Origin of the sequence: Aeromonas sp. 97A, assembly GCF_051919185.1 — a bacterium.
In the GTDB taxonomy this organism is placed as follows: domain Bacteria; phylum Pseudomonadota; class Gammaproteobacteria; order Enterobacterales; family Aeromonadaceae; genus Aeromonas; species Aeromonas veronii.
Map to the genome: position 1 here is coordinate 198,871 of NZ_JBQBFF010000001.1, position 12,413 is coordinate 211,283.

10 protein-coding genes and 1 pseudogene are annotated in these 12,413 nt (G+C 57.1%); 8 read left to right on the forward strand and 3 right to left on the reverse strand.

All coding sequences use genetic code 11. The features are described 5' to 3' along the window. Nucleotides 1-473: 473 nt before the first annotated feature. The 4 genes from ACTG27_RS00955 to ACTG27_RS00970 all read left to right on the forward strand — a co-directional run bounded on the left by ACTG27_RS00955 (nt 474) and on the right by ACTG27_RS00970 (nt 4,493). Entirely contained in the window at nt 474-1,205 is a 732-nt protein-coding gene (locus ACTG27_RS00955) for a substrate-binding periplasmic protein (protein WP_005334783.1), read from the forward strand. A gap of 64 nt (nt 1,206-1,269) precedes the next feature. Further along, complete coding sequence (locus ACTG27_RS00960) at nt 1,270-2,796, forward strand: methyl-accepting chemotaxis protein (RefSeq protein ID WP_076491401.1); 1,527 nt, start codon at nt 1,270-1,272, stop codon at nt 2,794-2,796. A 376-nt stretch (nt 2,797-3,172) separates the two neighbouring features. Continuing rightward, nucleotides 3,173-3,964: a winged helix-turn-helix domain-containing protein gene (locus ACTG27_RS00965; protein WP_227095032.1), complete on the forward strand. Its 792-nt coding sequence runs from the start codon at nt 3,173-3,175 to the stop codon at nt 3,962-3,964. Nucleotides 3,965-3,974: 10 nt separating this feature from the next. Further along, complete coding sequence (locus ACTG27_RS00970) at nt 3,975-4,493, forward strand: hypothetical protein (RefSeq protein WP_005353702.1); 519 nt, start codon at nt 3,975-3,977, stop codon at nt 4,491-4,493. Here ACTG27_RS00970 and ACTG27_RS00975 read toward each other — a convergent pair. Then, entirely contained in the window at nt 4,483-4,902 is a 420-nt protein-coding gene (locus ACTG27_RS00975) for a GNAT family N-acetyltransferase (protein WP_040065353.1), read from the reverse strand. The two genes, ACTG27_RS00970 and ACTG27_RS00975, sit on opposite strands and share 11 nt — an antisense overlap. Nucleotides 4,903-5,062: 160 nt before the next feature. Between ACTG27_RS00975 and ACTG27_RS00980 the strand changes: the two genes are divergently transcribed. Continuing rightward, complete coding sequence (locus ACTG27_RS00980) at nt 5,063-5,563, forward strand: SRPBCC family protein (protein WP_005334766.1); 501 nt, start codon at nt 5,063-5,065, stop codon at nt 5,561-5,563. A 205-nt stretch (nt 5,564-5,768) separates the two neighbouring features. Here ACTG27_RS00980 and glk read toward each other — a convergent pair. Beyond that, nucleotides 5,769-6,740 (reverse strand): annotated as a pseudogene (glk, locus tag ACTG27_RS00985) (glucokinase); the annotation flags it as partial. Nucleotides 6,741-7,086: 346 nt separating this feature from the next. Between glk and ACTG27_RS00990 the strand changes: the two are divergent. The 3 genes from ACTG27_RS00990 to befA all read left to right on the forward strand — a co-directional run bounded on the left by ACTG27_RS00990 (nt 7,087) and on the right by befA (nt 10,543). Further along, nucleotides 7,087-7,941, forward strand: coding sequence for a MurR/RpiR family transcriptional regulator (locus tag ACTG27_RS00990; protein WP_005334759.1), 855 nt, complete (start codon nt 7,087-7,089; stop codon nt 7,939-7,941). Between the two features lie 163 nt (nt 7,942-8,104). After that, entirely contained in the window at nt 8,105-9,544 is a 1,440-nt protein-coding gene (pyk, locus tag ACTG27_RS00995) for a pyruvate kinase (RefSeq protein WP_005362071.1), read from the forward strand. 213 nt (nt 9,545-9,757) lie between these two features. Continuing rightward, a complete protein-coding gene (gene befA / locus ACTG27_RS01000; RefSeq protein ID WP_439978933.1) occupies nt 9,758-10,543 on the forward strand; it encodes a beta cell expansion factor BefA in 786 nt (261 codons plus the stop codon). A gap of 91 nt (nt 10,544-10,634) precedes the next feature. Here the strand turns inward: befA and ACTG27_RS01005 are convergent, their stop codons facing one another. Beyond that, nucleotides 10,635-12,386 carry an amidohydrolase gene (locus ACTG27_RS01005; protein ID WP_439978934.1) on the reverse strand — a complete coding sequence of 584 codons (1,752 nt, stop codon included), beginning with the start codon at nt 12,384-12,386 and terminating at the stop codon, nt 10,635-10,637. Nucleotides 12,387-12,413: the final 27 nt, after the last annotated feature.

Sequence of the window (12,413 nt, forward strand, 5' to 3'; positions counted from 1 at the left end):
TTTTTGGCTCGACGGAGCTCATCTGGAATCTAATTTGGAAGCAGATGAGGGGGTTAGCATTCTCATTTGACGTATCTCTTTTCGTGACCTTAGCTAAAGGACAGGTTTGGCTCTGAGGTCTCCTCGAGCAGTATGGGAAAATGGATGTTGGCGTTTTATATCATTTCTCTCCCAGACCCCTGTCATAAAACGATGCGCTTCTTCTTGGCCACGGCGCTGTTGTATGGCAGAGGCTTATCCGCCCCACTCCGCACTCCCCTTATGCTGCCCTGGCATGTTTCCTCCTCGATTTGTTGTGAGCCTCCCTCGCCGGTTGCGTTTCGTTGCGCACAGGCAAAATCCGGATCTGTTTGCTGCTGCACATGGGTGGGCGGCGAGCCGTGAAAGCCGGCATGACCCCAGCGGGTCAGACGTGCACCGCCATCGGTAACGGCGGATGTTCAGGGATGAATGGCAAGCAAAGCGAGGTTGCAATGAACTATCAACTGCTGTGGAAAAGTGCAATTTTTTCAGTCTCTTCCATGATGGCAATAAGCGCTGTTCAGGCTGCGCCACTGAATGTGATGACCGAGGATTACCCGCCATTCAACATGCAGGGAGAGGGGGGCAAGATTGTCGGGCTGTCGACCGAGGTGGTCGAAGAGCTGTTCAAGCGTGCTGGAGTCGAATACAAGCTGACCCTGATGCCCTGGAAACGGGCGTACGAAGATACCCTCGGTACTCCCAATACCGCCCTCTACTCCACGACCCGCACTCCGGAGCGGGAAGCACTGTTCAAGTGGGTCGGGCCGCTGGTCAATAACAACTGGGTGTTTTTCTCCAGCTCGACCGCCAATATCACGGTCAAGTCGCTGGAAGATGCCAAGCAGTATTCGGTGGGTGGCTATAACGGCGATGCGGCCGCCGAGTATCTCAAGGCCCAGGGATTTGCCAAGTTGCAGCTGGCGGCCAACGACACCGCCAACGTGAAGAAACTGGAGGCGGGCCGCATCGATCTTTGGGCAACCGGCCAGTATCTGGCGCCCTATCTGGCCAGCAAGGAGAAGGTGGCCTCACCCAAGCCGGTCTTCGTGTTCAAGGAAACCCAGATGAGCTTGGCGTTTAACAAGGACACGCCCGATGAGCTCATCACCAAGCTTAACGAGATCCTCGCTGCCATGAAGGCGGATGGCACCATCGACAAGATCAATGCCAAGTACCAGTAACAGTACCAATAGCAAGTGCCGCTCAATGGCACTGCGCCGGCTGCCGTAAAACCGGGAGGAAACCATGGATTGGAAAAGTCTGACGTTCAGGATTGCCGTGTTGACCTCCCTGTCGGTGAGTCTGCTGCTGGTGTTGTTTGGCGCTTACAACTACAACGCCGTCAGGGCGGAGAGCTACAGCAAACAGAGTGCGCTGGTCGAGCAGGCCATCGGCCGGCTGCAGCTCTCCCTGCCCGGCCCGCTGTGGAATTATGAATCTGCCTTCATCGAGGCATCACTCAAGTCCGAGCTGGCGGCCGATATCCTGAGTGCTTTGCTGGTGGTCAACAAGGACAAGCTGGTGGCCGGGTTTGCCCGTGACACGGCGGGGAGCATTGCCCCCGTGACAGCCATGCCTGCCGATACCGCTGCCTATGGGGGATATGATCTGGTCTATGACGACAGTGGCCAGAAAAACACCGTGGCCCGATTGCTGGTGCAAACCAGTGATGCCGCCATTCAGGCCCAACTGCGCCAGCAGTTGATCACCACCGTCTGGCAGATCCTGGTGCTCGATCTCTGCATCATCGCACTGCTGATGGTGCTGATTCATCGCAATGTGCTCAGGCCGCTCCATCAGATGAATCAGGCGGTGTTTGATCTGGCCAAAGGAGAGGGGGATCTGACCCGGCGTCTGAAGATCAGCCGTCAGGATGAGATGGGCGCGCTGGCCACCAACATCAACCACTTTATTGCCAAGTTGCAGGAGATGGTGGCGGAGATCAACGAGCTCTCTGCCGGTGTGTTGCAAACCGCCGAGCTCTGTGACTCCCTCTCGGCAGATACCCGGGTAGGCAGTGACGCCCAGCAATCCGAGCTGGATCAGGTCGCTACTGCCATTACCGAAATGAGTCAGGCAGTGCAGGAAGTGGCTGGTAACGCGGTGAAAACCTCTGGCGCTACCGATGAGGCCAACCTCTATGTGGAGCAGGGTTACAATCTGGCGGGCCATGCCAATGAGGCCATCCATCAACTGGTGGGGGAGGTGGAGCGAGTCGCCACCCTGATGCGCACCCTTTCGACCGAGAGCAGCAGCATTGGCACCATCATCGAGGTGATCAACGGCATTGCCGAGCAGACCAATTTGCTTGCCCTCAACGCGGCCATTGAGGCGGCGCGGGCGGGTGATCAGGGGCGCGGTTTTGCGGTGGTGGCGGATGAGGTGCGCACCTTGTCGGGCCGTACTCGCCAGTCGACGGAGGAGATCAGCGCCAGTATCAAGCGGTTGCAGCAAGCGACCCAAAATGTCGGTGCCGGCATGCAACAGAGTCAGGAGAAGGCATCCCGCGCCGGCATCGAGGCGGCAGATGTGCAGATATCGGTGGAGAAAATTAAAAATCAGGTCAGCCTGATCCGCGAGATGAACATGTATATCGCCCAGGCATCGGAAGAACAACACTCGGTGGCAGAGGCGGTCAGCCATAGCGTCAACCGGATTGCGACGCTCAACAGCGAGAGTGCGGCCAGAGTGGCACAGGTTGCGGAAGCCAGCAGCGATCTGCGGCAGTTGTCGGCCCAACTCGACACCCTGCTCAAGCAGTTTCGGGTCTAGTCAGTTCACTTCGCCCCGTTGGATCATCCTGCGGGGCAGGCCGGTTCCCATTAATTTGAGGCGTGGCGAGATGTCGTGAGGGGCAAGGGGCCTTGTCCAGCAGCGCTTTTCGTCATACCCATGTCACTGTTCAGCTGAGATTGGCGTGACCGTGATAGGCGAAACTCGCAACATCATGCTCTGCCCGATATACTGTCCGACAGCGCTGGACGCATATTTTCATTTTCCCCGCTCATGCCTGCCTGCATCTATTGTGCCGCTGATCCCGACCCTTTAGAATTTCGTTTAATTACAGCGAGTCCTGAGCCGCCATCTGGCTTTATCAGGTGTGGAATCCCATCTTCTTCATGATGAATGCAAATAACAGGTGGTTGGTATGACGGGGGTTGCGCCAGGCAATAACATATCAGCCTATCACTTCGGTGATTATGTCTTTGATGTCAAAAGGCGAGAGCTGATCTTCTGTGCCGACAAGGACAACTTGCAAAGCGCCCGGGTGGTGCGTTTGTCATCCGCAGAGAGCCTCATTTTCAGCTATCTGCTCGATCACCATGACGAGGTGTGCGACAAGGATCTGTTGCTCGATATCGGCTGGTTGGGTCGCCCCATCAGCCCCAATTCCCTGAACGTGGCCATCGCCAATATTCGTCGCCACTTCACCTCATCCCCCCAGACGCTGGATATCAGAAGTACCCCGAAAAAAGGGTACTCCCTGCATCTTAACTGCAAGATGAAGAGCTATTACGGCAAGGCACTGCCAACAGAGAGTGAGCCCTTGCCCGAGCCGATGAGCGAGCCCACGCCTGCAGCGGCTGCGCAGCCACCGTCGACATCACCAAGCTCCGACCACGAGGTCATCAAAGAGCCTGCTGCTCCCCGTTCTTTTGGTGAGCGCGCCAAACTTGCCTTTCTCAGCGGTATCGGGCGGCCAATGCTGGCAAGGGGCCTGATATACGTCAATCTGCTACTGGCTGTGCTGGTGGCGTTTGTCGCCAGCTATCTCCATTTCGAGTGGCTCCATGTGCACTGCACCGACTCGCCGACCGGCGTTGTTTGCCAGATGGAGGCACGGAGCGATGTGCCACCAGTCAAACCGGCATCGCTGGTGCTGGTCTCCGGCCACCAGGTTCGCGTGCTTTCCTATAAAGAGCTCGAAAAAACGCTGTAAGGGATCTCTGATGAAACGAACGCTGAAAAATACCTTGCTGCTGTTGCCACTGCTTGTCGTGCTGCTGTTTGTGGTCGGGATGTTTATCAACAGTCTGGGCTGCCATTACGACCTGAAAATGTCGGCCAATGGAGTCAACTATCACGGGGTGTGCCGCTGGGGCAAAATCACCGTGATCGAAGAGGAGGAGGCGACCAGGGAGAAGTGGCGAGTGACCGGTTTTCAACTGACCTTCTTCAACCAGCTTGTTTACCTCATCGACAGTCGTACCCAACTGCACGAATCGGGTAACGATGACTCCTATCTCAATGAGTACAACCTGATCCAGTCGCAATATGCGCTGGTCAACTATGCCTGGGTGCCGCTGACTGAAAACAAGGTGGCGATCTTCCAGCGCGATCCGGTGCATGAGGTCGTGATTGCCCAGCGAGATGGCTGGTTCGATCTCTACCGCTGGTTCTTCCCCCCGGCACCGCTGGTGCCTGTTCAACCACAAAGCGCAGGTGCCGGGCGTCCCGCTAGTTTCTAAGCAATTTGCACCAGGGGCCGGTGACCTCGCAGTGGCCTGTCTCATCACTGTTTTGCCAGCCCAGCCGATGGTAGAAGGCTACTGCCGCCGTGTTGCGGGTCGCAACCTTGAGCGAGCCGTGCGGCGAATCAGCGAGGCCCCGCTCCAGCAGGGCGCGCCCGATCCCCTGGCCGTGCCAGTCGCTTGACACATAGAGGTGATGGACGAAGTGATCGGGCTGCCAGATGGCGATAAAGCCGCAGATATTGCCCCCCTGCTCGGCTACCCACACCTGTTCACCTTTGGTCTGTTCCTCGAAATCCTCGAGTTGGAAACGGGCGGGATCGACCCAGTGAAAGGTGTGGCGGCGGCTTTTCAAAAACAGCCGAGCCAGTTGTGGAATGTCGTGTTCTTCCATGAGCCGGATCATGATGCCCTCCCGGATCAAGCCAATGTTCATTGAGGCAGCTGCACAGCGGCAGGTTAATCGATGCAAATGACAAGGGTGTGATTAAGCACTGTCCATTGTATTTGCCATGGGGCTATACTGCCGGAGTCCCTTGTATGGATGGCTTGAGGATCGCTGATTTATGGACAATAAACTGATTGAAGGCAACATTTTTGTTCCGGCGCACATAGACGATGTCTGGCACGCCTGGACTACCGAAAGCGGTCTGCGCAGTTTTCTGGCTCCCGAATGTTTGATGGTGGCCGAACCGAATGGTCCTTTCGAGATCTACTTCAGGCCTGATGCCCCGCTGGGTGAACGTGGCAGCGAAGGGTGCCGGGTCATGGCCGTCATGCCCTATGACCTGCTCAGTTTCAGCTGGAATTTCCCGCCCAGCCTACCCCATATCCGCCAGCAAAAGACCCAGGTTTGCCTGCGATTTGTGCCGGAAGGGCAGGGCACTCGCCTCTACTTCCTCCAGAGCGGTTGGGCCAATGATCCGGATTGGGATCAGGGTTATGCCTATTTTCGGGAAGAGTGGCTGGAGACCAGCCTGCCACGGTTGCAGTACCGTTTTACCCACGGTCCCATCGACTGGAACAATCCGCCAGACAAGGCGCAGTTGAAGGCGCTGGCCCAGTAATCCCGGATATCAGACGTAAAAAAAACCGGCCAAAAGGCCGGTTGAAACAGTTCAGGCTTGTCAGGTGACAAACGTATCCAGCGGATGAGAGTCGCTTTCCACTCCTTGTGAAGCACAACCCTCTTGGTTACGTGCGGCCACTTTATGCCATTCACACTGAATCAAGGCTGAACCATGGATGATCCCGCATCGCACCCCTCTTCAATCAGATAGTGATCCCCATCGACTGGCGCAAGTACGCGCCTGCACCGAGCAGCCCCGGCCCTTCATGGGTGATCAGGAACACGGGGATCTCCTTGAGGTAGGACTTGAAGCGTCCCTTGTCTTCAAAGGCAACCCGGAAACCGGAACCGGTAAAGAACTCCTGGAAGCGCGGCACTATACCACCTGCGATATAGACGCCGCCAAAGGTGCCCATATTGAGGGCCAGATTGCCGGCAAAGCGGCCCATCAGCACGCAGAACAGGCTCAGGGTGCGGCGGCAATCGAGGCACTCTCCGGCCAGTGCGCGCTCGGTAATGTCTTTGGGGGCAAACGGCTCTGGCTCACGGCCATCGGATTTCACCAGCCCGCGATAGAGATTGACCAGACCCGGGCCGGAGAGGAAACGCTCTGCCGAGACATGGCCCAATTCGCCTCGCATCACCTGCAGCACCGCATCTTCCTCTTCGCTGTTGGCAGCAAAATCCACATGACCACCTTCACCCGGCAGGCTCAGCCACTGCTCACCCGCCTTGACCAGATGGGCGACCCCAAGGCCGGTGCCCGCACCATAGATAGCGATGGGCTTGCCCGCTACCGGCGCGGCGCCGCCAAGCTGGATGCGATCCGATTCAGCCAATACCGGCACCGCCATCGAGACCGCAGTAAAGTCGTTGATCACTTGCAGGCGTGCCAGCCCGAGATTGCTCTGCATCTCGCTGATGGAGAACTCCCAGCTGTGGTTGGTCATGGCAACCCAGTCACCGTTGATGGGGCAGGCGATGGCGATGCAGGCTTCAGCCACCTGTACCTTGTGTTCTTCCAGATAGAGGCGTACCACGGCTTCAAGGCTGGGATGGGCCAGACCTGAGTAGGTCTTTGCCTGAGAGATAGTACCGGTGGCCAGCTCACACAGGGCCAGACGCGCATTGGTGCCGCCGACATCGCCGACCAGCGCATGGGTATGCTGCATAACAACTCCTTCGTTACAGGATGGGGACGACTCTGGTGTCCCGAGATTATTGTTGGATTATGCGGCCCATTCTATCCGAGCTCAGGCTTGCTCACCTGCCGGATCGATACAAACGTGCGCCTGCTCACAGTGTTGTTGCTTTGCAACATTTGTAAGCGCTTTCATGGCTAGGTGACGTTTTGTAACGAAAAGTACGAAATAATTAGAGATGAGTCATACTTTGTATGGCAGGCGTTAGTTGCGATAACCGCTTGTCTTGTATAGTCCTTAGCTTGAATGGAAACTTGCTTAGCCGTAGATTGAGTGCAAAGACACTGAAGCTAAATTACAAAAACGCCTGGTGGTGATGATGAATACCCTTGATAAAATTACGAACAACTTGGAAAGTTTCAGTAAATCAGAACGCAAGGTTGCCGAGGTGATCCTGGCGTCTCCCCAGACCGCCATCCATTCCAGCATCGCTGCTCTGGCCAAGATGGCCGATGTCAGTGAACCGACCGTCAACCGCTTTTGCCGCCGTCTCGATACCAAGGGCTTTCCTGATTTCAAACTCCATCTGGCCCAGAGCCTGGCCAATGGCACCCCTTACGTAAATCGTCATGTGGAAGCGGAAGATGGGCCTGATACCTACACCGCCAAGATCTTCGAATCCACCATGGCTTGTCTGGATGCCGCCAAAAACAGCCTGGATATCTCTGCCATCAACCGCTGCGTCGATATCCTGACCCAGTCCAAGAAGATCAGCTTCTTTGGCCTTGGCGCCTCCTCCGCCGTTGCCCGCGATGCCCAGAACAAATTCTTTCGCTTCAACATTCCGGTAGTGAGCTTTGACGATATCGTCATGATGCGCATGAGCTGCATCAACAGCAGCGAAGGGGATGTAGTGGTGCTGATCTCCCACACCGGTCGCACCAAGGCTCTGGTCGAAATCGCCGCGCTGGCTCGCGAGAACGACGCCACCGTGATCGGTATGACCGCCAAGGACTCCCCGCTGGCCCGCGAGTGCAATCTGGTGCTCTCCATGGATGTGCCGGAAGATACCGATGTCTATATGCCGATGGCATCCCGCATCGCCCAGCTGGCGCTGGTGGATGTGCTGGCGACCGGTTTTACCCTGCGCCGGGGGATGAAATTTCGCGAAAATCTGAAGAAAGTGAAAGAGGGATTGCGCGAATCCCGCTTCGAAACCCCGCACTCTTCCTGAACCGTCGGGGGCTCCGGCCCCCGACTGTCTATGCCACCCGCCTTGGTGTAGTATTGTAATTTAATAACAAAAACCACCCAGATGGTTTGTAAACGGGTGCATCGAGCCATGGGCTTGATGGGGCAGAATCTCAAGTCATATCAACTTCATATTGGAGTCTTTCATGCCTAGACGTACAAAGATTGTAACCACACTCGGTCCGGCTACCGACCGCGAAGGGATCCTCGAAGGGATCATCCGCGCCGGGGCCGACATGGTGCGGATGAACTTCTCTCACGGCACTGCTGAAGACCATATCCTGCGCGCCAATCAGGTGCGTGACATTGCTGCCAAGCTCGGTCGTCACGTCGCCATCATGGGTGATCTGCAAGGCCCGAAAATCCGTGTTTCCACTTTCAAGGATGGCAAAATCTATCTGGCCATCGGTGACAAGTTCATTCTCGATGCGGCCCTCGGCAAGGGTGAAGGTTGTCAGGAGCAGGTCGGTATCGACTACAAGAGCCTGCCAGACGATGTGGTGCAGGGCGATATCCTGCTGCTGGACGATGGCCGTGTACAGCTGAAGGTCGAGCAGGTTGAAGGCACCCGCATTCACACCACGGTGACCGTGGCCGGGCCGCTCTCCAACAACAAGGGCATCAACAAGAAAGGGGGTGGTCTCTCCGCTCCGGCCTTGACCGAGAAAGACAAGGAAGACATCAAGACCGCTGCCCGCATGAATGTGGACTATCTGGCTGTCTCCTTCCCGCGCTGTGGTGATGACCTGCGTTACGCCCGCGAGCTGGCCCGCGAAGCCGGTTCCAATGCCAAGATCGTGGCCAAGGTTGAGCGCGCCGAAACCGTCGCCACCGATGAGGCGATGGAAGACATCATCCTCGGTTCCGATGCTGTGATGGTTGCCCGTGGCGATCTGGGTGTCGAGATCGGTGACCCCGAGCTGGTTGGCGTACAGAAGAAGTTGATCCGCCACTCCCGTCGTTTGAATCGCGTGGTGATCACCGCTACCCAGATGATGGAGTCGATGATCAATGCGCCGCTGCCGACTCGTGCAGAGGTCATGGACGTGGCCAACGCCGTGCTGGATGGTACCGATGCGGTGATGCTCTCCGCCGAGACTGCTGCCGGTCAGTTCCCCATCGAGACCGTGACCTCCATGGCGAGCGTCTGTGTCGGTGCCGAGAAGCACCCGAGCCTGAACGTCTCCAACCACCGCATGAGCTACACCTTCACTTCCGTTGAAGAAGCTGTAGCCATGTCCACCATGTATGCGGCCAACCACCTGGAAGGGGTCAAGGCGATCGTGGCGTTGACCGAGTCCGGCACCACTCCGCTGCTGATGTCCCGTATCAGCTCCGGTCTGCCGATCTTCGCCATGTCTCCCCACAACAAGACCCTGGCCTGGACCAATCTCTACCGCGGCGTCACCCCGGTGATGTTTGACGGTGACGAGACCAAACCGGTCTACGAAGTGTGCCGCGACGCGCTGGCCGTGCTCAAGGAGAAGGGGCTGCTGCAAAGCGGCGACATGGTGCTGCTGACTCACGGTGACAAGATGGAAACCGTGGGCAGTACCAACACCTGCAAGGTGATGATGGTCGAATAAGCCCGTCCGGTTTTACTGTGCTTAACAAGGCTGCTCCTCTTTGATGAGCAGCCTTTTTGTTAACTGCTGTCGGGCTGTGGCGGGATAAACAGGACTCAATGATTGCTTAACCGGATTCCCCTTCCGATAATGCGGGAGTGATTTTGACCGGGTAGCCTGTTGTAGGTGATCGCCCTAGGTAACCCAGACACTCGACAATACGGGAGTGAAAAAATGAACAAGCGTAACTGGTTGCTGGCCTTGTCACTGAGTCTGGCCTTCTCACCCTGTTATGCCGACTGGGCCAAGCTCAAGGCCGCAGCGTCCGATCTCGGAACGGCAGTGAGCGAGACCAGCAAGGAGGTGTGGCAGGATGTCAGCGATTTTTCCAAAAAGAGCTGGGCTTCCATCTCGGCCTGGGGAGAGGATGCCTTCAATACCGCTGGGGTCTGGACCGACAAGAGCATCGCGACCGGCAAGGAGTGGCTGAAGGCGGCCGACAAGGAGCTCAACGAGATGCTCAACCCCAAGACGGCGAAAGAGGCGAGGATCGCGCTCAATACCATGGCCGACACTGCGCTGATCCGGTTGTTCAACGAGCAGCCATCAGCCAAGTTGTTGTTTGACAAGGCTTATGGCTATGCAGTGTTCGATTCGCGCAAGTTCTCCCTGATGCTGCATACCAATCAGGGGGCCGGGGTGGCAGTCAATCGCAAAACCGGCAAGCACACCTATATGAAGATGTTTGGTGCGGGTCTGGCGGCCGGGATTGGCGGCAAGTTCTATCAGCAGGTGATCCTGTTTGAAGACAAGGCCAGATTCGATGCCTTCGTGACCCAGGGATGGGAGGCTACCTCCGAAGTGGGCGTGGTGGCAGGCAAGGAGAGCGCCGAGCTGACCGCCAAATACAATGGCGGCATGGCCATCTACCAGATTGGCGAGAAGGGCTTGCTGCTCGATGCCAATATCTCCGGCTCCAAATACTGGATTGACAAGGACTTGACTGAAACGAGCCGCTAATCCCGCCGTTATCGGTTGCTCGCTGCACGCCATGCGCTTGTCGTGATCTCGCCAACAGGCCCGCAGTGCGGGCCTGTTTGTTCTCTCGGTGTCAGTGGGCTGAATAGACCTGCTTGCCCTTGAACATGGTCCAGAGCACCTTGGTCTCCTTGAGCTCTTCGCTTGCTACCTGTTCCAGATTGCGATCCAGCAAGATCAGGTCAGCACTCTTGCCCGCGCTGATGGAGCCAATCTCTTTCTCCCGTCCAATTACCTTGGCGGCGTTGAGGGTATAGGCCTGCAAGATGGCCTGACGGCTGATCTGCTCGCTGGCGGGGGGCAGCAAGCCAAGCTCACCTTGGCGGGTGATCGCGGTATACATGGCGAGGAAAGGGTTAGGGCTGGAGACCGGCCAGTCACTGGCACCGGCGATAATGGCGCCGCTTTGCAGCAAGCTGCCTGCCGGATAGAGGCGGGCTAGCAGTGCCGGGGGCACTTTTCCTTCAAGCAGCAGTGTGGTCGCCACGTTTTTACCGGCCCACAACAGTTGCATCGATGCGGCCACATTGAGCGGTTTGAAACGGGCAATGCTGGCCGGGCTCACCACCTCCAGATGGGTGATGCTGTGCAGCAAGCGGTGATCCTGATTGTGGGCCCGGGCATAGGCGATGGCATCGAGGGATTCACGGACGGCCCGATCGCCGATGGCATGAAAGTGAGCGATAAGTTGATGGGCATCCGCGGTGCGGATCAGCTCGTTGAAACGCTGTTTGTCCAGATCATCCTTGCCGCTGTAACCGGGACGGTTGAGGTAGGGCTCGCTCAACTTGGCGGTCTGGGATGGATACTCGATGACACCATCTTGCAGGATCTTGATCCCCACCAGTTTAACGTCCGGGGCATCTTGAAACTGCTGTTGCAGCGCCAATACGTCATCAATGATGGCGGGTGATGCATGTATCCCCACCAGTGCCAGTGCGGACACATGTCCGGTCAGCTTGCCTTCCCGGGAGAGCATGCTGTACGCCGGCAGCAGGCCGGTATCGCGGCGATCCGGCTCGGCGTTGAAGATGGGGGCGAGGGGGCGAATGTTGCTGATAGGGTCCATCCAGGCGGTAATGCCCACCTGATTGAGTTGTTTGGCGGCAGTCATGATGGCACTGGCAATCGTCTCGTCGCTGACAGGAGGCAGCGCCTTGAGGATGGCATCCCAGCCGCCTTCCGAGGCAAAGCCATTGAGCTTGCCGGATGGGGTGAGGCCAAAATTGCCTTTCAGCGGAGCATAACGACCGTCAAGGGTGTCGGTATCAATGCCAGCCTTGCGCAGCATGGCCTGATTGGCCCAACCGGTGTGGGCATCCGAACCGGCAAGCACTACCGGGATCTGCCGGTATTGCGGGCCATTGAACACCTGATCGAGCAGGGGAAGCTGATGCCAGTAGTCGAGGGAGACATTGCTGTATAGCTCTACATCGCCCAGTGTCAGGCGGGGATCATCCTTGCTGCGGGTCAGAAATTGCTGCACCTGCTCAACCTCACTCATGGCGTCAGGAAAGTTAACCGTCATCCCCTGAAAACCGGCAAATGCCGCATGAACATGGCTGTCGATGAGCCCCGGCATCAGGTACTTTCCTTTCAGATCAAGATGCTTGGCATGGCTGCCTAGGCGGGCGCTGACCTCCTGATAGCTGCCGACTGCCACGATCTTTTTACCTTCAATGCCGACCGCTTCCGGGTGAGGGTTCGCCGGATCACCACTGTAGATGGTGCCGCCAAAGATCAGCGTCTGGCTCTGTGACTGGGCATTGGCGGCAGCGGGAAGCGTTACCAGCAGGCTGGCGAGAAACAGCGTTTTGATATTCATGGGCATGACTCCGTCGCTTCGGTGCCC